The organism is Vibrio sp. R12-SW3-ISO1 (genome assembly GCF_059834005.1).
In genome coordinates this window covers 179289-201586 of sequence record NZ_JCBDGK010000040.1, presented here as the reverse complement: position 1 = coordinate 201586, position 22298 = coordinate 179289, and the positions used below count along the sequence as shown (strand labels likewise).

Here is a 22298-nt window from a genome sequence, read left to right as displayed (position 1 = left end):
TCACCAAAGAGCCCCGCTTACTATATATAACAGTGTGCGGGGCTCTCTTTTTGACGCTCTGTTAGACGAACGATTAGGAAAACGCGTCTTACGCTCAGTGACTCAATGAGTCATTGGTTCGCCGAGCTTCTATTTGTTCGTCCGTCATTTATTCGCCGTAGATGTCGAAGCTAAAGTATTTGCTGGCGATCTTGTCGTAAGTGCCGTTGGCGCGAATGGCGGCAATGGCTTGGTTAAACTGCTCGGCTAACGCTGTGTCGCTTTGACGTAGTGCCAGTGCAGTGCCTTCACCAATGTAGGCTTTGTCAGTCACCGCTTCACCCACAAATTCAAACCCTGCACCAATCTCTTTGTCTAAGAAGGCAAGCGCGAGTTGATCTGAGTTACCAAAGGTGACGTCCAGACGACCGTTTTGCATGTCGATGTACACTTCATCTTGACCACTGTAGCGTTTGATCTCAGCCACATCACCAAACTTGTCGGTGACGTAACGGTCGTGAATCGTACCTGACTGCACACCGATCACTTTCCCTTTCAGTCCGGCTTGGCTGATCTCAATGTCGCCTTGCTTAGCGGTGACGAAACGTGCTGGCGTTTGGTAATACTTGTCGGTAAACAGAATGCGCTTTTTACGCTCTTCAGTAATACGCATCGAGGCCATGATGACGTCCGATTTACGCGCGAGTAAGCTTGGAATTAACGCATCCCAACCTTGTGATACCCAAGTGCACTCCAGTTTTGCTTCAGCACATAGGGCATCGGCGATTTCAATGTCAAAGCCCGCAGGTTTGCCATCGGCATCCATGTAGTTGAAAGGGGGATAAGTGAAATCAGACGCCAGACGCACGGTTTTCGCCAACGCTGGGGCAGTCATCATAGTTGCGGTGCAAGCAATGAGAGTGAGGAGTTTTTTCATCGTGGTTCCTTTTTATAATGGGTTACTGCGCCGAAGTGGCGGGGTAGCGACACATGAGCTCGGCAACTTCGTCCATGCTTTGCTCTGAGCCGATGGTAATACGAACGCAATGCTTCAAGCTTGGCTCATGAGCCTGATTGCGCGTGACCACGCCATGCTCGGCGAGGTACTGAAACAGATCCACACCGGGTTTGGTGCGAATTAGAACAAAATTTGTTGCGCTCGGGTAGAGGGTCTCGATCCAGTTGAGTGAGGCAATGCGCGCGATAAAGCGCTGTTTGGTCTCAATCAGACGCTGGGTCGCCGCGGCGACTTTTTTTAGTCCCTCGTTGCTGAGCGCTTTAAGCACAATCTCCGCCGTGCTGTCAGGCATCGGGTAAGGAGGGACGAGCTTTTTCACATAGTCCATAACCGCTGGTTGAGCGATGATAAAACCACAGCGCACCGCCGCCAAACCGAAGGCTTTGGATAAGGTTCGGATGACGACTAGATGCGGATAGTGATCGATAAGGTCGACCACGCTCTCGCCAAGTTCAAACTCAATGTATGCCTCATCCACGACCACGATGGCGTCGTTCGCGGTATTTTCGAGCACGGTAATGATGTCTTGACGGGCGAGCAGTTGGCCCGTCGGATTATTCGGCGAGCAGAGAAAAATAAGGTTAACCTTTGGCGCTGCGCATTTGATGCCTTCAACATCTAACGCAAAAGCACTGCCCATCAAAGGGACATCAATAGTGTCGACCGCGAAGGATTCGGCGCAAAACTCATACATGGCGTAGGTTGGCGAGCAAATCGCGATCTTGTCTTTACCTGGCTGGCAAAAGGTTCTGACCAACAGATCAATCGCCTCATCGGCACCGCGCACGGCCATCACATCCTGATCGGTATTGCAGTACGCTTGGTAAGCGCGCGCGATGTCGTGAGGCAAGTAGTCAGGGTAGCGGGAGTAATCGGATTGTTGTTCATCAAAAAAGATCGGGGTCTCTAACTCGTTGGCGTTGAGCCACACGCGTCCATGGCCACCTATGCGTCGAGCAGATTGATAAGGTATTAATTTTTTTATGCTCTCAGGCGCTAATTTATCCGCTAATGAATCCATTTACGTTCCTTTGACTGATTTTATAGTCGCTCAAAATGAAAAATTATTTCTTATAAGCGGTTTGTATTGCCAATTTAGTCAAAAATGGGAGTTGGATGAAACGAAATTAATACATGATAGCCATGCATTTTTGTCATGGCTTGTGCTAGGGGTTTTAACATGATTTGTGCTAGAGTCGTAGCATTCTGGCAGACAAGTATTGACGATGAATCATCGACTTCCTTCGACAAAAAATTTGCAAGCCTTCTTGGCAACGGCGGAGCATCTCAATTTTACTCATGCGGCGAGTGCGATGGCGATGACGCAAGGGGCGATCAGCCGTCAGATTCAGTCACTTGAATCCATGATGGGGGTGAGCCTGTTTTATCGCCACGCTCGCGGTTTGGCACTGACACCAGACGGACTCAAGTTTGTGCCACTGGCCGAAGCGGTTATTCACCAATTGCAAAATGCGGTGCGTGAGGTCGCAGAGAGCGCCAACCGCATTAAACTCAATGCACCTAGCTGTATCACCACGTTTTTGCTGGAAAAATTGACGGCGTTTCAGATTTCTCATCCGGATATCAATGTTGAGCTTACCTCGACCACCAAGCATCAGCTCCACCCTAACTTTGATAGTTTTGATCTGGTGATCATGTATGGCCGAGCGAGTGCGACCAAGCGTGTGAGACAGGTGCTTTTGTTTGAGGAGCGGCTTTCCCCAGTTTGTGCACCGCAGATCTGGCACCAAGCGCAGCAAGAGGGGGGCGGTGATGCTTACCAGTCATTGCGGCGCGTTAACTGGCTGCACGCGAATGCGGAGCAATCCGATTGGCAGCTGTGGCTTGATAGTATTGGGTTAAGTCAACTGCGCGGCGCACGCAACCAAACCTTCGCCACATTAGATCAAGCGATGAATGCCGCGCAACTGGGCTACGGGATGACGGTCGGCGATCTCACGCTGGCAGCACGTCAAATCGAGCATCAGCAACTGATTCAGCCTTTTGAGCATGAGGTGCTGTCCGGCAAAGGCTACTATTTGATCGCTCCCGCAGACAGCGACAATCCGAATTTGAGTGCCTTTGTTGAATGGTTGGCGTCGGTGAATACGCCTTAGTCTTTGGCCAGTGGAAGGTTAATACGCCTTGATACCGTAAGCGCGCAGTTTGGCGGGTAGACACTCATCGAGTGTCTCGACCTCTTCTGGGTGTATCTCAATCAGTTCAAAACCATGTTGAGCGTAGAGGGCGCGAAGGGTCTCACGTTGGTCATCTGGCATTGCGCCGCTATCTGAGCCCCAATACTGGATATAGACGTTGCCCGTTGGCAGATAAAAATCGCTCAACACATCTTGTTCAATAGGCAGCGGTCTATCGTAGGCGTGGACAACGCCGTTCATGTACAGCCAGTTATCAATCAGTAGCTCACCTTTGGAGCGAACATAGTGCCCGTCTAAGGTGCGATGTTTGGCTTCAAACTTTTGCCGAAAGCTAGAGAGGGATTTATCCGTCGCGTGCGCGTGTGCATCTTGACCGGAAAACTCGACCACCGTTTGCCTCAGGCGTTTGTTGCGCGCTATTGAGTCATGCCAGACGACAAATTTCTGGCCGCTCTGTTTATCCTCACGTTGGTAACCACCGACACTGAGCCCCGTCTGGCTCACTTGCCAGCCTTGTTCGGTTTTTTGGATCCAACCGAGTTCTTGAAGCAGTTGATTGATTTTTTTCGCCGCTAGGGAAAAGCGCTCGCCGAGCTCGGTGGCGGTGAGCGTTTTGCCGCTGGTGGCGTCACTATCAATCAGTAGGTTGCTTGGCCAGACGATAAATTGGCCAAATTTGGGATGGGTGGCGTAGTCACCACCAAACTTTTTGCCCAGCTCCGTTAGCACCCAACTCTCGTCATCACGATTGATGTAGCCAGCCAGTTTCAACTGATTGAACAAGGCCTTGGCATCCAAGCCGCGCTGTTTTGCCAGCGCGGTGGTAGAGAGTTTGTCGGCCACTGGCTTAACTAGCCTTATAGTGGAAAATCGCCATCGATCCTGGCGCGATGAGCACTTGTTTGTGATCAATGGTTTGATGCACTTCGTGCGAATCGGTGTTGCAGATCATCATCCACTCTTGTTGATTTTCTGCTGGCAAGGTAAAGCGCGCGGGCGCCGTGGTTTGGTTGATGCAGTAGAACAGCTCGTCACCTGCTTTGTCGATGCCCAGTTGCAAAGCGACACAACTAAGTTGGTTCCAATCTTCATGTTCCATGAAGGTGCCATCAATGCGTCGCCACAGTACGCGGTTTTCATTGCGGGTATCGCCACTAAAGGCGCGAATGAACGGTACCATGTAGGTTTGACGTGCTTTCACCATTTGCGCCAGCCACTCACGAAAGCTCTGCTTGTCTTGGGTCATAGACCAATTGAGCCAGCTAATTTCGTTGTCTTGGCAGTAGGCGTTGTTGTTGCCCCCTTGGGTGTGAGAGAGGAGGTCGGCGGTCAAAATGTGCGGAATGCCGAAGGCGAACAGTAAGCTCGCCATGAAATTGCGTTTCTGCCGCTCGCGTTTTTCGATAATGCGCGGATTGTCGGTTGGCCCTTCGATGCCATAGTTTGCGGAGCGGTTATCCCCGTGACCGTCCCGGTTCTGTTCGCCGTTGGCGTCATTGTGTTTTTGCTTGTAGGAGACCAAGTCCTGCATGCAAAAGCCATCATGATAGGTGATGTAGTTAACGGTCAGTTTATAGGGCCAATTCGCCGCGCTGTAGAGGTCACGCGAGCCCATAATGCGCGTCGCAAACTCTTTCATAAAGCCTTGGTCACCACGCCAAAAGCTGCGGGTGATGTCTCTTAGGCGATCGTTACACTCATTCCAGCCAACCGGAAAATTCCCCACTTGATAGCCGTTCGGGCCAATGTCCCAAGGCTCGGCAATCAACTTCACCTCGCGCAAGATTGGATCTTGGGCGACGGCTTTAAAGAAAGCGGTATTGGGGTTAAAGGCTTCACGTTCACGACCTAAGGTCGCGGCTAAGTCAAAGCGGAAACCGTCCACTTGGAACTCCTGCGCCCAATAACGCAGGGTGTCCATAACTAAGTTGAGGCTCGGCTGGTAAGAGAGATCCACCGTATTGCCACAGCCGGTGTAGTTGGCGTAGTGATCGTCGTGACGCAAGTAGTAGTTAACATCCAGCGCTTTGAGGTTAAACACCGGGCCATCTGCGCCACCTTCTGCGGTGTGGTTGTAGACCACATCCAAAATCACCTCGATACCGTTGCGATGCAGCTCGCGAATGGTGGTTTTCAGCTCAGTCACCGCGTCGTGCATCGCGTATCTTGGGTCAGGCACCATAAACAAGTATGGGTTGTAACCCCAATAGTTGACTTTATCCATCTTGAGCAGGTGCGGCTCATGCATACAAGCGGCGACGGGCAGCAGTTGCAAAGTATTGATGTTCTGCTGCTTGTAAAATTGGATCATCGCTTCGCTGACTAAGCCCAAGTAGGTACCGCGAGAGTATTCAGGCACATTCGGGTTAAGTTTGGTGACCCCTTTGACGTGCGTTTCAAACAGCACCATTTCGTCACGCGGGCGATGAGGCTTAGCGACACCTTGCCAATCAAAACTGGTTTTAGTGACGACGCACTTGGCTAATTGGAAACTTTTTTCAGCATTGAAAGGGAGGTCATAGAAGAGAGGCTTGTCGAGGGCTTTGGCATAAGGGTCAGAGAGATAATGCTCTGCATCGTTGACCCGGGTAATAAAGCCGTATTTTTGCCCCGCTTTAATCCCTTCTATATAGGTGTGCTTAATACCCGCGTCTTCATTATCGAGCGGGTACGTCGTATAAGAGCCATCGGCTTTAAAAAGCGCGAGTTGTAAGTCTTGGTTAGAAGGCGAAAAAATCGAGAAGTTACAACCTGCTGCATCCAAGGTGGCCCCTAATGGGTATGGGCGAGAGCACTGCATTGTCTTTTACTTATTGTCGTGTGTTTTTCAATCTCACTTTAGTAAATAGTTTTGTTTATAGCAGGTCAAGCCTATTACCAAAATAATTCTCAATGAAATTTAATTACAATTTAATGAAACCAAAAAACCAAATCGTGAGCCGTGTGTCATTTGGTGCGAAACTTTGTTTCGAGATCCTCCTCTACTCCTCCCGATTAGTGTGATCTCAACCAAATCAACGGCGTACTCCCACATTCCTCCTCCCTTCTCATCCCCCTCAAATTAATCTGAGGTGGAGGAAGTCAGCCTTACCCCGCTTCGTTAATCTAGCCACAGTTGAAACGAACGAGGATGAAGCGCAAGCCAAGTCCTATCTTACCTCTCTTTTTCAAACACTCCGTTACTGCCTTGCGGGATGTCCTTAGAGGAAGAGAGTAAAAGAATAATAATCCCTATAAATGGAGTTAAATAATGAAAAAAGTAAGTGTAATTGCTGCTGCAGTGGCTGCGACATTATCTGCTGGTGCTTTCGCAGCTGATGTGGAATTCCACGGTTACTCTCGTGCAGGTGTTGGCCTGAGTGGTGAAGGTTCTCACGTGACTTACGAGAAAAACAAAGTAGGCCGTCTTGGTAATGAAGACGACCTTTACGCAGAAATTGGCTTGAATGCTGAGCTGTACAACAAAGGCGATGTCTCTTTTAAACTGGAGTCATTGGTTGCTTACGGCCAAGCAGGTAACAATAACTGGGAAGGTAATTCTAACGCATTACGTGTGATGAACGTGCAAGCCAAAGGCTTGATCGATTCAGATAAAGACGCCGTTCTATGGGCCGGTCAGCGTTACTACCAACGTAAAGACATTCATATCACCGACTTCTACTTCCTAGACACGTCTGGTGGTGCTGGTGGCGGTATCGAAAATCTATCTCTAGGTGGTGGTAAACTGTCCGTTGCTTTGATGCATGATGATGGTTCGCAAACGGTTAATGATGGTTACCAGAGCCAGTTGACAAAAGCAGGATCTCAAGCTTGGGCTGATTGTAACGGAGACAAAACTTGTGAGCTCTCTGTCGAAGGCGATGCCACAAATTATGAGACGGTAGCTAAAACCAAAGATGAAACTGTGTCCGGCTATACTTTAGACCTACGTTATGCGGGTATCGACCTTTGGGAAAATGCCAACTTAGAGCTCGCATTGGCTTATGATTTTGCTTCTGAGGCGAAAGGCCAAACAGTGGCGGCTGATGATGGACTATTGCTAACTGCGGTCATTGGTCAAGGTTTATCTAATGGTTTTAACCAAACAGTCCTTCAGTACGGTACCTCTTCTTACGGTAAGCAAATGGCGACCTACGGTGGCGGTGGCTGGTTTGATCGCTCAGGTGATAACAATGACGCTGATGGCTTCCGTATCATCAACTGGGGTGTAACAGGTCTGGGTGACGCTTGGGAATTGGGCCACGTAGTCATGTATGCACAAGCAAATGATACTGATGATGGTGACATCACCGCATACAACGCAGTTGTTCGCCCAATGTATAAGTGGGATGAGAACATGCGTACTATCTTTGAAGCGGGTTACTTTGCTGACGAAACAAAGTCTGGTGGCACGACGACAGACGCGTCTGGTTCTAAGCTAACGATTGCACAAGCATGGTCTGCGGGTTCTAGCTTTTGGGCGCGCCCTGAAATCCGTATCTACGGTTCATACTTCATGGATCACGAAGCAGATAGCTTTGCAAATGATACCGATGACACAGAGTTCAGTGTTGGTATTCAAATGGAAGCTTGGTGGTAATATAGTTTCCTAGTCTTATAAGTCCATAAATCCAAGCCGGCTTATTATAGTCGGCTTTTTTCGTTTAACGCAGAGGTAGCGATGAAACAACTCGTATTAAGCTGTGCAATCAGCATGGCACTACTTGGCTGTACCGCGACGGAAACCGTTGTTTTTGATTCCACGGGTGTCGCTCAACTGGCTCAATCATACTCGGATATTCAATGGGTTGAAGTCACGCCAACCAAGCGAATTAATTTTGCTATTGATGACACCAACCAGACCTACACCTTTGCAACGGGTCACAGTGCTATTGCGGCGTTTACTATCGATACGCAAGGCAAAGAGTTGGAGTTAGAACTCGTTAGTCATTTTAAAAAAACGGTCTTTTACCCCAATGCGCTGCTGCTCAATGAAAACAATCAAGTCCTCAAGCGTTTTGGAAAAGACGATTTTGAATACAAACATGCGTACGCGCTTGATGGCGATCGCCTTGTCAGTGAAGTGACGGTTCAGCCTGTAGGTAAACAGAAAGTAAAATTGTTGGTCTTTACTACGCCTGAGTTGGTCGCGGGGGAGTCTGAAGTCTTGCATCCCGTTAAGCTTGACGCTATTGCTCGCGGAAACTATCCGCCGGATGTCCCTAACCCAATCATTCCTCATGCAGAATTTGGCCAGCTGACACTGGTTGCAACCGTGGATGATGCGGTCATCGTTGAAGAGCCGATCACCGTTGCGAGCACGGATACCGCTCATGCTCAGTTCCAAAACGAGTTGGCAGAGAAGAAGAGTACCGCGAATCAACTGACGTCGGAGGTTGCGGTGATCAGCACCGATGAAGTAGCAGAGTCATCACTGTTGACTGACGCTCAGCAGTCTTTCTACTTGTCTAGCATTGAAAATGCGGTAAATGCAGGGTTACTCGACAAAGCCTTGAGCCTGCTAGAAGAAGCCAAAGCGCTCAACGTTGAAGGTGCACAAGAGACCTTTATCCAAGCGGTGAATGTACGATAAGTACTAGCGGTCAGAACGCAGTTAACCCTACGATTGGTTGAAAAGAAGCCCATGTGGATGATGAATCCCATGGGCTTCTTCGTGATTATATAAACCAACCGTCTGGATGGCATAAGCGAGGCAGTGATGGGCGCCTCGTTGGTTAGCCTCACCACTGAAAGTAGGGTCTATGTCTTTTCGTCATTTATGGTGTTGTTTACCGTGCGACTGAGTTTTTCCCATTCGTAATACCTTTGGTTGGTAGAAGTATTAACACACAACCAAAAATAACAGTCTCAGATCTGAATTTATCAGATTGGTAGGTTAAATTGTCAAAAAACTCATTTAGAATCGGTGCTTTAGTTGACAACGACAATTGATGACCACGGATGGAAAAATGACGTCAATAAAACTCGGCAGCAGTGAGATTACCCCTAGCAAAATCGTCTGTATTGGCCGCAACTATATCGAACACATTCACGAGTTGGGTAACGCCGTTCCAGAGCAGATGGTGGTGTTTAACAAGCCAGCCAGTGCGATTACGTCAACCTTGTCCTCTTTTCATCAAGAGCCGCTTCATTACGAAGCAGAGATCTGTTTTGTGGTGACGAACGGAGAATATAGCCATGTGGGGCTAGGGCTTGATTTGACCAAACGCGGCTTGCAGTCGTCTCTCAAAGGGAAAGGATTACCCTGGGAGCGAGCAAAAGCGTTTGATGGCTCTGCGGTGCTTAGCCGTTTTATGCCACTCGATGGCATAGAGGTGAATGCGCTGAGCATTGAGCTCTACATCAACTGCGTGCGCGTTCAAAAAGGTGCAGTCACGCAGATGATCTATTCTCCACAAACAATTTTGCAAGAGCTCGGCAGCTACACCACGCTATATGACGGGGATGTGGTCATGACAGGCACGCCACAAGGTGTGGGCGAAGTGCACAGTGGCGATCGCTTCCTTGCGCGGTTGAAAACTGATGACACCACCTTGATGGAGATTGAGTGGATTGCACATTAATCGGATGTGTGAGTTACATCAGTTTCAATAGTAGGAAAAGACACATACTGATCACGGTGGTCAGTAATACGTTTTTGGTTTTCCAAGCAATCAAGGCCGCAATCACTGCGCCCACTAAATAGGGATTGCTGTGTGACAGCCATAGCTCTCCCTCCGGTATAAAGACAATCGGTGCCCAAATGGCGGTTAATACCGCAGGCGCTGAGTAGCTGAGCAAGCGCTGCATACTGTGATTGAGCTTGAGTGGTAATTTGGGCTCAAGAAACAGGTAGCGGCTGAGAAACACCAACGCCGTCATCGCTAAAATTGACCCTAAAATCATACCGCTCTCCCTTTCACTTGCTCCGTCACATAACCTGCCAACATGCCACTGATACTCGCTAGCATCAGTCCTCCATCGAGTGAGAAATAGTGACAAGTGACCGCGACGATCAGCGAAGTGAGTACGGCAACGATCACTGGCGACGACTGAATATTGGGCACGACGATGGCAATAAAGGTCGCAGCAACCGCAAACTCGAGACCGAGCTCATTCATCATCGGGATTTGATTGCCAAGCACAATGCCCGCTAATGTGGCTAGGTTCCAGCACAGATAAAAACTGAGGCCAGCGCCCAAGGCATACCAGCGATCGAACTGCTGCTCAGATTGCTGACCACAGATAGCAAACAGTTCATCGGTTAGCAAAAAACCGAGCGTCAGACGCCATTTTAGTGGCAGTGGACTGATTCGATTGCGCATCGACACGCTGTACAGCAAATGACGGGAAGTAATAAAGAAGGTGGTGAGCAACATAGTGGCAAGCCCTGCGCCCGCTTTAAACATGCCTGTTGCGACTAATTGCGCGGAACCCGCAAACAAAATTGCCGAGAGCGCTTGGCTCTCTAAACTGGTCAATCCTGCGTCGATGGCAAACGAGCCTGCGAGCAATCCCCAGGGGATCACCGCAATACTCAGAGGCACCATAGCAAGGCTACCTTTGAGAAGTTGTTCTCGTCTACGGGTTTGGTGGGTGGGGAGTGTGTCGGTATCCATAAGCCTCAATTATCCGTTTTGCACTGGTCTCTATTTTTCGCCAGGTGAAAAGCCAGCGCGATAGGCGACATGCCATTGATTCCGCTAGCTTATCGATAATGAGGCCTTTATACAAAGCGCTTTCGTGAGATTAATGGATAGACAACAAGAGACGCGAGGTTAATAGCCGTTTGGATTATCAATCACATACAGCCAACCGCCATCGATATAGTGCATTACCTCCAGTGCGGTACCTGAGACGGCATTTGGGATCTCCCACTCAGAGCGAATCAGGGCCACATCTTGGTTTACATGGATTGAGACACTGTGGGTGATCATTTCCACATCTCCCTGCATGAAGGTTTTGAGTACCGCTTTGATTGCCTCTTTTCCGCGCGCCTGATTCCCCTCGGCATCTAAAATAAAGACCGCGTCTTCATGAAAGAGAGAGCCGAGACCATCGAGATCTTCCTTGGCAAAGTACTGGCCAAACAATTGGTGCAGCGTTTGAGGCGTTTGCGGTTTTGGGTAGCCCGTATTGGCAAAAACGGACAGGGAGAGCGTGCTAATGAGTAGAATCAATAATTGCTTCATAATTGTTACCTAAATTGTGGCGCGTGAGCGCGTGTTAAAAGTTGTGGTGCCGCGCGGTATGAAGATAAGATTAAGAAAATTAGTTACTAAAGAAAACTAGCTACCTATTTGAAACTAGTTACCTTCGAGTAACTATCACCAGAGAGAAGGACGCTGTCATATACTGACGACGAGAGGTAAGTTATGAGCGAACATAAACGAGAGCCCGAAGGGTATTGCAGCGTAGATAAGTATTTAACCTTAATCTCGACTAAGTGGACGGCCCACATCGTTTGGCTACTCGGCCAACAGGCGGAGATCCGTTTTGGTCAGGTGCGAAAAAATTTGGTATTTGTGTCCAGCAAGGTATTGAGCGAACGGCTCAAAATGCTAAAGGAAGAGGGCTTTGTTTGGCGCAGGCAGGAAGACACCATCCCAGTGACCGTGTATTACGGCTTGACGGATAAAGGTAAAGAGTTAGCGCAAGTGGTTGATTTGATAGTCGCTAAAGCGGAGAGGTGGAACGAGCAAACCTAGCCATTGGTGAGCACCGCTTGCTCGTGTGTGTCATCCCAATGGGAGAAGATCTCCCATTGGGGATAGAGAGGCTTAAAGGTGCGTTAAGCTAGTTTGATGTTCACTGATGAGTAAATCCATCACTTGCTGGGCGTGGTTGCTGGCTTCGGTAAAACTTTGCTCATGTGGGAAGGCTTCGACCACTTCGTAATAACATTTAATTTTAGGTTCAGTGCCGGAAGGGCGAACAATCACACGCGCGCCACCCGCGAGATGATAGATAAGCACATCACTGGCCGGTAAATTTATGGTCTCCGCTCGACCATCTTGATAGGTGGTGGTGAGCGTTTTGAGATCGTCGACGCGTTCGATGTCACGCCCTGCAATTTGGCTGACTGGTGAGGCTCTTAGGCTCTCTCCAATAGCGGGTGCGCTTGGGTCAAGGGCAATACTGCGCTGCGCATTGACCACCATGCCATGTTGACGATAAATCGTCTCCAGTTGATCCCACACGGTTTTTCCTTGGCGTGCTAACTCTGCCGTCAACTGAGCAAACGCCACCAGCGCTGACAGGCCATCTTTATCCCAGACAGTGCTGCCAATGGTATAACCCAACGCCTCTTCATAGGCAAACAAGAACGGGCGGTCACTCGATACTTTACTCATGGCAACGTTAGTCAGCCACTTAAAGCCCGTCAGCGTTTGGTAGTACTCACCGTCAAGCGAGCGCGCGATGCTGGCGAGCAGCGTTGAAGAGACAATGGTATTTCCCACGAGCGGTGTGACACCTTGGCTGCGATCAAAATGACTGAGTAGATAATGACCAAACAGAGCGCCCACTTGATCGCCGGTTAACATTTGATAGTCGCCTTGCGCGGTTCTTGCCGCCACCGCAAAGCGATCCGCATCGGGATCATTGGCGCAGGCGAGATCGGCGTTGTGCGCCTTGGCTAATTCAATCACTTTGTCCATCGCGCCCGCTTCTTCGGGGTTGGGGAAGTTAACGGTCGGAAAATGGCCATCTGGCTCACGCTGCTCTTTGACGCTGTAAACTTGGTTAAAGCCCGCATCGCTGAGCAGTGCTTCTGCCATCTCTGCGCCGACACCATGCATGGCGGTGTAGCTGATGGTAATGGGGGCTGGCGCTTGGCCGAGTTGCGGGTGAGTGTTGATGGCCTGTCGATAGGTGTTGTAGTACGCGTCATCAAGCCAAACGAGCAAGCCTTGATCCTCAGCATCACTAAGATCCATCAGCGAGAGCGGCGCCGTCGCGGCGTCTTCAATGTGCTTCGCAATGCCGGAATCATGCGGTGGAATGATCTGAGCGCCATTCTCCCAGTAGACTTTAAATCCGTTGTATTCCGGTGGGTTGTGGCTAGCAGTCACCACTACCGCCGCTGCCGCGCCAAAGTGTTTGACACCAAACGCCACGATAGGCGTCGCGGCAACGTGATGCGTGAGAAAGACTTTAATCCCAAGGGCCGTCAGTACCGCAGTGGTATCGTGTGCAAACTGTTTGGAATCGATGCGGCCATCGTAGCCGACCACAACGCCGCGCTCAGCTGCCTGCGGGATTTGTGCTAGCAGATAGTGACCTAGCCCTGTTGCGGTTTCTTGAATCACCAACCTATTCATACGGTTAGGCCCACAACCAACTTTGCCCCTTAGGCCCGCGGTGCCAAATTCGAGCCGTTGGCTAAAACGATCGTCCAGTTCTGCTTGTTGCTGCTGCTCGATGAGACGTTGTAGCTCTTCACGGGTGGCGGGATCGGGATCGCGTGCTAGCCATTGATCATACTGTTTCATGTTAAGGGTTCCTCGTAGGTCTTGCGACTGACGGTTTGTATGTCGTTCTCTTTGTATTGTAGCTATCTATTACAGCAATGGACTACAGCAATGGACGACAGTGTAAATAGGGTTGTGATGATTTTAATTGATATCAATTATCATTTATAGGAGCGCAATCGTTAAATCACTATGCGGCCAAAATGGCTATGCCGACAAAATTACTTTGCCGATAAAAAACATTGGGTCACAAAAAAATCATTGGACCTGATCAACCGCTTGCACAATCTGAAAACGCCAACTAGCTTTTAATTACACTCATTTTGTTAACATAAATATAACAAATTAAACCAAATTTCGCTGTTTATAGGAATCAACTGAGCGACTCCCTTCGGGTGATGTGTAGTAGGCCGAGGTGCGGTGAGGGAACGCTGAGTTCAAGCGAGATAGCCAGTAGGCTACCGAGCAAAGGAGACATCGTTTGAAACGAGTACAGCAGGCACTGTGGCGATTACTTGGGCAATGGCTTGGCTATGGAATAACCAGTGTGTGGTTGGTGTTACCCGCCCACGCGTCGGCCGAGGAAAGCCCCATAGACACCACCTACAACATGACACAAGGTGTGACCAATATCAGCGGTCAGGTGTATGAACTGCACATGCTGATCTTTTACATCTGCTGCGCCATCGCACTGGTGGTGTTTGGCATCATGTTCTATTCCATGTATCACCACCGAAAATCCAAAGGTGCGGTTGCGGCCCATTTCCATGAAAGCACCAAAGTCGAAGTGATCTGGACTGTGATCCCTATAGTCATCTTGGTCTTGATGGCGATCCCCGCCACCAAAACCTTAGTGGCCATGGAAGATACCTCACAATCGGACTTAACGATCAAAATCACCGGGTCGCAGTGGAAGTGGCACTACAGCTACTTTGATGAAGAGGTCGAGTTTTTCAGCTTGCTCGCGACCAGTCAAAAAGCGATCGATGGCATTGAAGAAAAAGGCGCCCATTACCTGCTGGAGGTTGATAATCCGTTAGTGCTGCCGATCAATCGCAAAGTACGATTTTTGATGACGTCCGATGATGTGATCCACTCTTGGTGGGTGCCAGATTTTGCGGTCAAGAAAGACACCATTCCAGGATTTATCAACGAGGCGTGGACGCGCATCGATAAGCCAGGCGTGTATCGCGGCCAATGTGCTGAGTTGTGTGGGAGGGCGCATGGTTTTATGCCGATCGTGGTCCACGCAATGGAAGAAGCAGAGTACGAGCAGTGGCTAGCGGATAAAAAAGCACAGCTCGCTTTAGCCAAACAAGAGGCTGCGGCGTCACTGACGGCAACACTCTCTCTCGAAGAGCTCGTCACCTTGGGCGAGAAAGTCTATCTCGATCGCTGCGCGGTATGTCACCAAGCCAATGGCGCTGGTATTCCTGGGGCGTTTCCGGCAATCACGGGCAGTAAAGTGGCTACGGGTGAGATAAACAATCACATTGACACCATTGTCTATGGCCGCCCGGGCACTGCCATGCAGGCGTTTGCTAATCAATTGTCCGACAAAGAAATCGCGGCGGTGGTGACTTATCAACGTAATGGACTGGGTAATAACACGGGTGACGTTATACAAGCGTCAGACGTTGATGCCTATAAAGCTTCAAAAAGCGCTAACAATGCTGGCGCAGCCGAGGAGGGACAATGAAAACGTCCAAATCTGACTCTATGACGGCAGACAACGTCAAATCTGCGCCTGTAACGGATGCGGAGCTAAGCCGCGCTGGGCACGCTGAAGGGGTGATAGAAGATCATCATGACGATCACCACGATGCGCCAAGCGGTATTTACCGCTGGATTTACTCCACCAACCACAAAGACATCGGCACGCTCTATCTTTGGTTCAGCTTTATCATGTTCCTTACTGGCGGCGCGATGGCGATGGTGATTCGCGCTGAGTTGTTCCAACCGGGTCTACAACTGGTGGAACCGCAGTTTTTTAACCAAATGACCACGGTTCATGGATTGATCATGGTGTTTGGCGCCGTAATGCCGGCTTTTACTGGGCTTGCAAACTGGATGATTCCAATTATGATTGGCGCGCCGGATATGGCGCTACCTCGAATGAACAACTTAAGTTTTTGGATTCTGCCTTTTGCGTTCTTGATTCTGATTGCCTCGCTGTTTACTGAAGGCGGCGGTCCCGATTTCGGTTGGACGTTCTATGCACCGCTATCGACCACCTATGGCCCCGATAGCACCGCGCTGTTCGTCTTTTCTGTACATATCATGGGCATCAGTTCCATCATGGGCGCGATCAATGTGATCGTCACTATCGTCAACATGCGCGCGCCAGGAATGACTTGGTTCAAAATGCCCATGTTTGTTTGGACTTGGCTGATCACGGCGTTTCTGCTGATCGCGGTCATGCCGGTATTGGCGGGGGCGGTGACCATGGTGTTGACCGATAAGTACTTTGGCACCTCGTTTTTTGATGCGGCTGGAGGGGGCGATCCGGTAATGTTCCAGCACATTTTCTGGTTCTTTGGTCACCCGGAAGTGTACATCATGATTTTGCCCTCATTCGGTATCATTTCGGCGATTATCCCCGCTTTTAGTGGTAAAAAGCTCTTTGGTTATCACTCAATGGTCTACGCGACGTGCAGTATCGCGCTGCTCTCTTTTTTGGTCTGGGCGCACCATATGTTTACGACCGGCATGCCGGTGTTTGCAGAGCTGTTCTTTATGTATTGCACCATGCTCATCGCGGTGCCGACTGGCGTGAAAGTGTTTAACTGGGTCGCGACCATGTGGCGAGGGGCGATGACGTTTGAAACGCCGATGCTGTTTGCTATCGCGTTTATCATTCTTTTCACGATTGGTGGATTTTCGGGCTTGATGTTGGCGATCGTTCCCGCGGATTTCCAGTATCACGATACCTACTTTGTGGTGGCACACTTTCACTATGTCTTAGTCTCGGGCGCAGTCTTCTCGATCATGGCGGCAGCGTATTACTGGTTGCCTAAGTGGACGGGTCACATGTATGACCATAGGCTGAGCTTGTGGCATTTCTGGTGCTCGGTCATTTCCGTCAATATCTTGTTCTTCCCGATGCATTTCCTTGGTCTTGCGGGGATGCCAAGACGCATTCCTGATTACGCCATTCAGTTTGCCGACGTCAATCAAATCGTCTCCATCGGTGGGTTTGCCTTTGGTCTCTCTCAACTGATCTTCTTGTGGCTCGTCATAAAGTGTATTCGCGGCGGAGAAAAGGCTAGCGCGAAACCGTGGGAGCGTGCAGAAGGTTTGGAGTGGAGCGTGCCTAGCCCTGCACCACATCACACGTTTTCAACACCACCTAAGATTGATTGAGGTGAGAGATGAGCCAAGCAAATGCGAACCAGAAATTGACCTTAAAGCTGTGCGCTGCGGTCGTCGCTATGTTCGGTTTTGGCTTTGCACTCGTGCCGCTGTATGACGTGATGTGTGATGCGTTGGGCATCAATGGCAAAACCAACAGCGAGTCGGTGGTGGCACCTGCCGGGTTGAGTATCGATACCTCGCGAACCGTGAGAGTGGAGTTTATGGCGCACAATAATCCGGGTATCGAGTGGCAGTTTCAGCCCAAATTGACCCATCTCGATGTGCACCCGGGCGAGGTGATTCAAACCGCGTATCAGGCGAAAAACCTCGCCAATCATACCGTAGTGGGGCAAGCAGTACCGTCGGTCTCACCCGGTCTAGGGGCGACCTATTTCAACAAAATAGAGTGCTTTTGTTTTAATCAGCAACCCCTAGATTCAGGGGCAGATGCCGAGATGCCACTGATTTTTTACATCGAACCGGACATTCCCGATTCGATTCATACACTGACACTCTCTTACACCCTGTACGACATCACGCAAAAAGAGACGCCATCCGTTGTTGATGACACCTCAACGCCTGTCACTGCGATGGCTCGGGTCGCATCGGTGCCACTGGCGGCTCAAGACATATTCCGTCAAGGTAGTCGGAGTCAAGGTAATGGACGTCAAGGGAATGGAAGTCGAGGTATTGTGAGTCAAGAAAGGGTGAGTCAAGGAAGCCTTGAGCAAGGAGTTACCCCATGAGTACGAAACATCAACCGTATTTTGTTCCCGCGCAGAGTAGCTGGCCGATTGTCGGCGCCGTGGCGCTCTTTTTAATTGCTGTTGGCGCCGGGATCACGGTGCAGAGTATGGCAGAAGGGGGCGATACCAGTGTCTTCGGAAAGCTGATCTTAACCGCAGGCTTACTGTTTTTACTCTATATGGTTGCAGGTTGGTTTAGCAATGTGATCACTGAGAGCATGAGTGGCAAATACTCCGAGCAGCTTTCTCGCTCGTTTCGTCAGGGAATGAGCTGGTTTATCTTCTCGGAAATCATGTTCTTTGGCGCCTTTTTTGGTGCGCTGTTTTACGCGCGCATGGTTTCTGTCCCTTGGCTTGGCGGCGCGAGTAACAACGCCATGACTCATGAGGTGCTGTGGCCCGCTTTTGAGGCGTTGTGGCCGCTCACCACCACTCCCTCAGGCACGACCACCACAGCGATGCCTTGGCAGGGCATCCCGCTGATCAATACCTTGTTGCTGCTGACTTCCTCCATCACGCTGCATTTGGCCCACACCAGTTTGGAAAAAAATCATCGCATGGCCCTGATCGTTTGGTTGGAGCTCACGATTGTGTTGGCCTGCTTCTTCCTTTACTACCAAGGGGTGGAATATGTGCACGCCTATCAAGATTTAGGGCTCACTCTGCAATCAGGGGTGTACGGCAACACCTTCTTTTTGCTGACGGGATTTCATGGCATGCACGTGCTGCTCGGGACAACGTTTTTGATCATTTTGCTGGCACGTGTGGCGAAAGATCATTTTACGCCGAAAGACCATTTCGCCTTCCAAGCGGGCAGTTGGTATTGGCACTTTGTGGATGTGGTATGGCTGTGTTTGTTTGTCTTTGTCTACGTGCTTTAAAGAGGCAGACGACGAGGTAGACAAAGAAAAAAGACAGGCAGATGAGAGCCGTTAGTAGGGGCGCACGTTCGGCTCAATGAAACCACTAAGAAGCGCGGCAATTAACAGAATAACCGCGAGAGCAGAGAGGAACACGCGTCGCCCCAAATAGTGACTCATGGGTTTGTCGTCTTCTTTGGAGGTGTCTTGGCGCGGGCCTTTGACCATCTCAATTAATGCAAGGCCAAGATTAAACAGAATGAACAGTAGCAAGAGAACGAGCAGCAGTTTAAACAAAAAAATCATCCGAGATTCCTTACGTCGCCGGTTTTATACCCGAGGCTTTGCGTTGATGGTTCTGTTAACTGTGGTTGCCTTTTGCTTTTTGGTCAAACTTGGCTTGTGGCAGCTCTCGCGCGCAGAAGAAAAAACGCAGATAGCGCAAAGCGTCGCCGAGCATTTGCAGCAAGGCCCTGTCGCACTCAGTGCGTTGTCTCAAGCGCAGAGAGTGCAGCCAACCGGTGTGATGGTACGTTTCGATTACACCCCCATCGCAGGAAAAACCGTCTTGCTCGACAATCAGTCATACCAAGGCAAGGTTGGTTACTTAGCGATTCAATTGGTGGATGTGCGGGGTGTGGATGAGCATCTGTTGGTCGAGCGCGGTTGGGTGGAAGCAAAAGCAACGCGAGATGTATTACCTGAGGTGGAGTGGTTGAACGAGCCCGGTTCGATGAGCGCAAGGTTGTATCAGAAATCGTTCAACCCGCTCAGCAATGAGCTGTATTACGAAGCGGGCAACCCCGCGCGGGTGCAAAATATCAATACAGAGGCGCTTGCCAAACAGTGGGCCGCACCGATGGCGACATTTATCGCCCAGCCTACCACTTGGTCGATGGGGGCAACAACTGGGGAAAGTTGGCCCTACCCTCAGCCGTGGCAACCCATATCGATGAGCCCAGAGAAGCATTTGGGTTACGCCGTGCAATGGTTCTCTATGGCGCTGGCTTTGCTACTGATTGTCTCACTGCTTCTGTTTCGTACCATCAAAAGAACGCTTGCAGAGGTCAAGGCGCATCATCGCAGCCTAGACTCTACTCACAAGGAGGTGTCGCATGACTCATGCCGCTAAAATGGGAACCCCGAATTCGGTCGATACACGTCGTGTCACCCGAGGGCGCTTGACGCTGATCGCGTTGGTGCTGTTTTTCACTCTCCCCGTGATTGCCGCCAAGGCGATTTTGGTTAAGCAGTGGTACAACTCGGGCGTGACCAATCAAGGGACTCTCATCGAGCCCCTCACCACCTTTGAGTCGCTCGGTGTCGCCAATCCTTTTCAGCACAAACAATGGCAACTAGGCTACGTTGTGCCGAGCGAATGTGAGGCGCGATGCCAACAGCAAATTCACCTTCTTGGTCAAACTCACATTGCACTAGGAAAATATCAAGAACGCGTCGCCCCAGTATTGCTGCGCACCGATAAAAGCGCACCGCTCCTAGAAGAGGGCGCGCTGACCAGCATTGCGATCAATGACGCGTTTCATCAAGTGGTCGGGGACTTTGAATATGTGATTATCGACCCATTGGGGCAGCTAGTGATGCGTTACCCGCCAGAGCAAGATCTCGCCCAACTACCCGCGCAAAGTAAAGGCTTACTGGCGGATTTGCGCAAATTGCTCAAGCTGTCTCGGGTCGGGTAAGGGGGGAAGTATGATTACATTACTAAGAGCCAGTTTACTGCTCACCTTGATGGTCATTCTTCTTGGTGCCTATACCCGTTTGGCTGACGCAGGACTCGGGTGTCCGGATTGGCCCGGTTGTTATGGCCATTTAACGGTGCCCAACGAAAGCCACGAACTGGCCAAAGCGAACGCGCTTTACCCTGAGCTGACGGTAGAAGCCGACAAGGCGTGGCTTGAGATGATCCATCGTTACTTTGCCGGCAGCCTTGGCTTGCTGGTGTTTGCCATCGCCTACCTTGGTTTGAAGCATCGAGCCTTACCTGCTGGGCTGTCTCTCGCACTCCCTGCCGTGATTGTGTTTCAAGCGTTACTGGGGATGTGGACGGTCACGATGAAGCTGATGCCGATTGTCGTCATGGGGCACCTGCTTGGTGGTTTTACGTTGTTTAGCCTGCTCTGTTTGAGCTATTGGCATGTGACTCGTTATCCGTTGGCGCACCGACTGGGTGACATTTCAGTATCTCGTGGACTGCGCTGGCTGGCAGGGAGCACGGCATTGGTAGTGGTAGCGCAGGTGGCATTAGGGGGATGGACCTCATCAAATTACGCCGCGCTGATGTGTACTTCGCTGCCGATTTGTGAGGGAAACTGGACGCAATATTTGGATTTTGAGACGGCCTTTGAGCTTATCCAGCCTAAGAGTGAGAGTTACGAATTCGGTACTCTCGACTATGGCGCGCGAATGACGATTCATGTCACGCATCGTTTTGGTGCCATGCTGGTGATGCTGTTTGTTCTCGCGTTGGTGGTCGCGCTTAAGCGTTATCGGAATACAGAGTTTACCCTCTGTGCCCATTGGCTACTTGGACTGTTGGTCCTTCAAATCGCACTGGGAGTAAGTAACGTACTGCTCAGTTTACCTTTGGCTATTGCCGTTGCGCACAACCTTGGCGCAGCGCTGCTGTTGGTCGCCACGCTGAGAGCCAATTACTTGCTGAGCCAAGTCAGTGCGCCAACGAAAGCGACGCAGCGCATTAGCCCGAGAATCGCCGCGTCTGTGAGGGCGCAATCCCCAAAGCGCCAGTCAGTGATCGACATTAAGGAGAGTGCTCATGAGTAAAACCGCGACGTTTACCTCAAGCGCGGAGAAATCACTCGCGCATCACTATTTCACGCTCACCAAGCCGAAAGTGGTGGCGCTGATGCTGCTTACCGCGCTGGTGGGGATGTGTTTGGCCGTGGAAGGCTCACTACCCATACAGCAAACGGTGCTTGGGTTGGTCGGCATCGCCTTGATGGCGGGTTCAGCAGCGGCGTTTAATCACCTGATCGATCGCCGAATTGACGCGATTATGGCGCGTACTTATCAAAGACCTCTGCCCTCTGGTCGCATCAAGGCGGTCAATGTATTTGTGTTCGCCTTTGCTCTTGGCGCCGTGGGGATGGGGGTGTTGCTCTTTGGCGTCAACGCACTCACGGCTTGGCTGACATTAGCGAGCCTTCTGGGCTACGCGGTGGTGTACACGCTCTACCTTAAACGTGCGACACCGCAAAACATTGTTATCGCAGGCATCGCTGGGGCTATGCCTCCCTTACTTGGTTGGACGGCGGTCACCGGTGAGATGCACGCACATGCTTGGTTGCTGGTGATGATCATCTTCATCTGGACCCCGCCTCATTTTTGGGCGCTGGCTATCCATCGCAAAGCGGATTATGCCAAAGCCGACATCCCCATGCTGCCTGTGACGCATGGCGAGGAGTACACAAAAACCTCGATCTTGCTCTATACCGTGCTGTTGACATTGGTGTGCTTAATGCCTGCCTTAGTCGGTATGGCAGGCACCATGTATTGGGTCGGGGTAACTTTGCTCTGCCTCGGCTTTGTTGCTCATGCCTGGAAACTGAAATTCGCTCCCACCGACAAATCAGCCATCGAGACGTTTAAGTACTCAATCTATCAGTTAATGCTGCTGTTTCTGCTACTTTTAGTTGATCATTACTGGATGTAAATATTAATGAACAGTCGGTGTAAATTTTAAAATTAGATAT

The 22298-nt window shown here is 50.4% G+C and carries 21 protein-coding genes and 1 pseudogene; 13 read left to right on the top strand and 9 right to left on the bottom strand.

Features of this window, described 5'->3' with window-relative positions; all coding sequences use genetic code 11:
* Nucleotides 1-148: 148 nt before the first annotated feature.
* Nucleotides 149-916, bottom strand: a complete 768-nt coding sequence (locus AC6R0R_RS11635; protein ID WP_500626791.1) for an ABC transporter substrate-binding protein — start codon at nt 914-916, stop codon at nt 149-151.
* Nucleotides 917-938: 22 nt separating this feature from the next.
* Nucleotides 939-2018: a histidinol-phosphate transaminase gene (gene hisC / locus AC6R0R_RS11630; protein ID WP_500626790.1), complete on the bottom strand. Its 1080-nt coding sequence runs from the start codon at nt 2016-2018 to the stop codon at nt 939-941.
* Between the two features lie 205 nt (nt 2019-2223).
* On the opposite strand from hisC, the gene AC6R0R_RS11625 reads away from it, so the two are divergent.
* A complete protein-coding gene (locus AC6R0R_RS11625; RefSeq protein WP_500626789.1) occupies nt 2224-3114 on the top strand; it encodes a LysR substrate-binding domain-containing protein in 891 nt (296 codons plus the stop codon).
* An 18-nt stretch (nt 3115-3132) separates the two neighbouring features.
* Here the strand turns inward: AC6R0R_RS11625 and AC6R0R_RS11620 are convergent, their stop codons facing one another.
* Nucleotides 3133-3999 (bottom strand): glycerol kinase, encoded by an 867-nt coding sequence (locus AC6R0R_RS11620; RefSeq protein WP_500626788.1) that lies wholly within the window; start codon nt 3997-3999, stop codon nt 3133-3135.
* Between the two features lie 4 nt (nt 4000-4003).
* The gene (glgX, locus tag AC6R0R_RS11615; protein ID WP_500626787.1) at nt 4004-5956 is read right to left on the bottom strand and encodes a glycogen debranching protein GlgX; all 1953 of its coding nucleotides are present in this window, start codon (nt 5954-5956) and stop codon (nt 4004-4006) included.
* Nucleotides 5957-6406: 450 nt separating this feature from the next.
* Between glgX and lamB the strand changes: the two genes are divergently transcribed.
* From lamB to AC6R0R_RS11600, 3 genes are all read left to right on the top strand, one after another.
* Nucleotides 6407-7735 (top strand): maltoporin LamB, encoded by a 1329-nt coding sequence (gene lamB / locus AC6R0R_RS11610; protein ID WP_500626786.1) that lies wholly within the window; start codon nt 6407-6409, stop codon nt 7733-7735.
* Nucleotides 7736-7816: 81 nt separating this feature from the next.
* Nucleotides 7817-8728, top strand: a complete 912-nt coding sequence (locus AC6R0R_RS11605; RefSeq protein ID WP_500626785.1) for a MalM family protein — start codon at nt 7817-7819, stop codon at nt 8726-8728.
* Between the two features lie 376 nt (nt 8729-9104).
* Nucleotides 9105-9719 carry a fumarylacetoacetate hydrolase family protein gene (locus AC6R0R_RS11600; protein WP_500626784.1) on the top strand — a complete coding sequence of 205 codons (615 nt, stop codon included), beginning with the start codon at nt 9105-9107 and terminating at the stop codon, nt 9717-9719.
* A 13-nt stretch (nt 9720-9732) separates the two neighbouring features.
* On the opposite strand, the gene AC6R0R_RS11595 is transcribed toward AC6R0R_RS11600, so the two are convergent.
* The 3 genes from AC6R0R_RS11595 to AC6R0R_RS11585 form a co-directional block, all read right to left on the bottom strand.
* Nucleotides 9733-10041 carry an AzlD domain-containing protein gene (locus tag AC6R0R_RS11595; RefSeq protein ID WP_487902175.1) on the bottom strand — a complete coding sequence of 103 codons (309 nt, stop codon included), beginning with the start codon at nt 10039-10041 and terminating at the stop codon, nt 9733-9735.
* The gene (locus tag AC6R0R_RS11590) at nt 10038-10754 is read right to left on the bottom strand and encodes an AzlC family ABC transporter permease (RefSeq protein WP_500626783.1); all 717 of its coding nucleotides are present in this window, start codon (nt 10752-10754) and stop codon (nt 10038-10040) included. The genes AC6R0R_RS11595 and AC6R0R_RS11590 overlap by 4 nt, the downstream gene beginning before the upstream one ends.
* Nucleotides 10755-10913: 159 nt before the next feature.
* Nucleotides 10914-11327: a YybH family protein gene (locus tag AC6R0R_RS11585; RefSeq protein ID WP_500626782.1), complete on the bottom strand. Its 414-nt coding sequence runs from the start codon at nt 11325-11327 to the stop codon at nt 10914-10916.
* 183 nt (nt 11328-11510) lie between these two features.
* Here AC6R0R_RS11585 and AC6R0R_RS11580 point away from each other — a divergent pair, with 183 nt between their 5' ends.
* Nucleotides 11511-11843 carry a winged helix-turn-helix transcriptional regulator gene (locus AC6R0R_RS11580; RefSeq protein ID WP_500626781.1) on the top strand — a complete coding sequence of 111 codons (333 nt, stop codon included), beginning with the start codon at nt 11511-11513 and terminating at the stop codon, nt 11841-11843.
* Nucleotides 11844-11915: 72 nt separating this feature from the next.
* On the opposite strand, the gene AC6R0R_RS11575 is transcribed toward AC6R0R_RS11580, so the two are convergent.
* On the bottom strand, nt 11916-13628 hold the full coding sequence (locus tag AC6R0R_RS11575; protein WP_500626780.1) for a phospho-sugar mutase: 1713 nt from the start codon (nt 13626-13628) through the stop codon (nt 11916-11918).
* 517 nt (nt 13629-14145) lie between these two features.
* On the opposite strand from AC6R0R_RS11575, the gene coxB reads away from it, so the two are divergent.
* From coxB to AC6R0R_RS11555, 4 genes and pseudogenes are all read left to right on the top strand, one after another.
* Nucleotides 14146-15306, top strand: coding sequence for a cytochrome c oxidase subunit II (gene coxB / locus AC6R0R_RS11570; protein WP_500626810.1), 1161 nt, complete (start codon nt 14146-14148; stop codon nt 15304-15306).
* Nucleotides 15303-16970 carry a cytochrome c oxidase subunit I gene (gene ctaD / locus AC6R0R_RS11565; protein ID WP_500626779.1) on the top strand — a complete coding sequence of 556 codons (1668 nt, stop codon included), beginning with the start codon at nt 15303-15305 and terminating at the stop codon, nt 16968-16970. The genes coxB and ctaD overlap by 4 nt, the downstream gene beginning before the upstream one ends.
* 8 nt (nt 16971-16978) lie before the next feature.
* Nucleotides 16979-17515 (top strand): annotated as a pseudogene (locus AC6R0R_RS11560) (cytochrome c oxidase assembly protein); the annotation flags it as partial.
* A 188-nt stretch (nt 17516-17703) separates the two neighbouring features.
* Nucleotides 17704-18588, top strand: a complete 885-nt coding sequence (locus tag AC6R0R_RS11555) for a cytochrome c oxidase subunit 3 (protein WP_500626778.1) — start codon at nt 17704-17706, stop codon at nt 18586-18588.
* A 51-nt stretch (nt 18589-18639) separates the two neighbouring features.
* On the opposite strand, the gene AC6R0R_RS11550 is transcribed toward AC6R0R_RS11555, so the two are convergent.
* Nucleotides 18640-18873: a DUF2909 family protein gene (locus AC6R0R_RS11550; protein WP_500626777.1), complete on the bottom strand. Its 234-nt coding sequence runs from the start codon at nt 18871-18873 to the stop codon at nt 18640-18642.
* 46 nt (nt 18874-18919) lie between these two features.
* On the opposite strand from AC6R0R_RS11550, the gene AC6R0R_RS11545 reads away from it, so the two are divergent.
* From AC6R0R_RS11545 to cyoE, 4 genes are read left to right on the top strand one after another with little or no spacing between them, the layout of a single operon-like run.
* The gene (locus AC6R0R_RS11545) at nt 18920-19699 is read left to right on the top strand and encodes an SURF1 family protein (RefSeq protein WP_500626776.1); all 780 of its coding nucleotides are present in this window, start codon (nt 18920-18922) and stop codon (nt 19697-19699) included.
* The gene (locus AC6R0R_RS11540; protein WP_500626775.1) at nt 19683-20267 is read left to right on the top strand and encodes a redox-active disulfide-containing membrane protein; all 585 of its coding nucleotides are present in this window, start codon (nt 19683-19685) and stop codon (nt 20265-20267) included. The genes AC6R0R_RS11545 and AC6R0R_RS11540 overlap by 17 nt, the downstream gene beginning before the upstream one ends.
* A 10-nt stretch (nt 20268-20277) precedes the next feature.
* Nucleotides 20278-21369, top strand: a complete 1092-nt coding sequence (locus AC6R0R_RS11535; RefSeq protein WP_500626774.1) for a COX15/CtaA family protein — start codon at nt 20278-20280, stop codon at nt 21367-21369.
* Nucleotides 21362-22258: a heme o synthase gene (cyoE, locus tag AC6R0R_RS11530; protein WP_500626773.1), complete on the top strand. Its 897-nt coding sequence runs from the start codon at nt 21362-21364 to the stop codon at nt 22256-22258. Before AC6R0R_RS11535 ends, cyoE begins: the two co-directional genes overlap by 8 nt.
* Nucleotides 22259-22298 lie beyond the last annotated feature (40 nt).

What these genes read in the sequence shown, in the direction of transcription:
- AC6R0R_RS11595 (WP_487902175.1), bottom strand. Translation starts at nt 10,041, where the DNA reads ATGATTTTAGGGTCAATTTTAGCGATGACGGCGTTGGTGTTTCTCAGC.
- AC6R0R_RS11585 (WP_500626782.1), bottom strand. Translation starts at nt 11,327, where the DNA reads ATGAAGCAATTATTGATTCTACTCATTAGCACGCTCTCCCTGTCCGTT.
- AC6R0R_RS11600 (WP_500626784.1), top strand. Translation starts at nt 9,105, where the DNA reads ATGACGTCAATAAAACTCGGCAGCAGTGAGATTACCCCTAGCAAAATC.
- AC6R0R_RS11605 (WP_500626785.1), top strand. Translation starts at nt 7,817, where the DNA reads ATGAAACAACTCGTATTAAGCTGTGCAATCAGCATGGCACTACTTGGC.
- AC6R0R_RS11635 (WP_500626791.1), bottom strand. Translation starts at nt 916, where the DNA reads ATGAAAAAACTCCTCACTCTCATTGCTTGCACCGCAACTATGATGACT.
- glgX (WP_500626787.1), bottom strand. Translation starts at nt 5,956, where the DNA reads ATGCAGTGCTCTCGCCCATACCCATTAGGGGCCACCTTGGATGCAGCA.
- ctaD (WP_500626779.1), top strand. Translation starts at nt 15,303, where the DNA reads ATGAAAACGTCCAAATCTGACTCTATGACGGCAGACAACGTCAAATCT.
- AC6R0R_RS11580 (WP_500626781.1), top strand. Translation starts at nt 11,511, where the DNA reads ATGAGCGAACATAAACGAGAGCCCGAAGGGTATTGCAGCGTAGATAAG.
- cyoE (WP_500626773.1), top strand. Translation starts at nt 21,362, where the DNA reads ATGAGTAAAACCGCGACGTTTACCTCAAGCGCGGAGAAATCACTCGCG.
- AC6R0R_RS11540 (WP_500626775.1), top strand. Translation starts at nt 19,683, where the DNA reads ATGACTCATGCCGCTAAAATGGGAACCCCGAATTCGGTCGATACACGT.
- AC6R0R_RS11535 (WP_500626774.1), top strand. Translation starts at nt 20,278, where the DNA reads ATGATTACATTACTAAGAGCCAGTTTACTGCTCACCTTGATGGTCATT.
- hisC (WP_500626790.1), bottom strand. Translation starts at nt 2,018, where the DNA reads ATGGATTCATTAGCGGATAAATTAGCGCCTGAGAGCATAAAAAAATTA.
- AC6R0R_RS11550 (WP_500626777.1), bottom strand. Translation starts at nt 18,873, where the DNA reads ATGATTTTTTTGTTTAAACTGCTGCTCGTTCTCTTGCTACTGTTCATT.
- AC6R0R_RS11545 (WP_500626776.1), top strand. Translation starts at nt 18,920, where the DNA reads ATGGTTCTGTTAACTGTGGTTGCCTTTTGCTTTTTGGTCAAACTTGGC.
- AC6R0R_RS11575 (WP_500626780.1), bottom strand. Translation starts at nt 13,628, where the DNA reads ATGAAACAGTATGATCAATGGCTAGCACGCGATCCCGATCCCGCCACC.
- lamB (WP_500626786.1), top strand. Translation starts at nt 6,407, where the DNA reads ATGAAAAAAGTAAGTGTAATTGCTGCTGCAGTGGCTGCGACATTATCT.
- AC6R0R_RS11625 (WP_500626789.1), top strand. Translation starts at nt 2,224, where the DNA reads ATGAATCATCGACTTCCTTCGACAAAAAATTTGCAAGCCTTCTTGGCA.
- AC6R0R_RS11590 (WP_500626783.1), bottom strand. Translation starts at nt 10,754, where the DNA reads ATGGATACCGACACACTCCCCACCCACCAAACCCGTAGACGAGAACAA.
- AC6R0R_RS11555 (WP_500626778.1), top strand. Translation starts at nt 17,704, where the DNA reads ATGAGTACGAAACATCAACCGTATTTTGTTCCCGCGCAGAGTAGCTGG.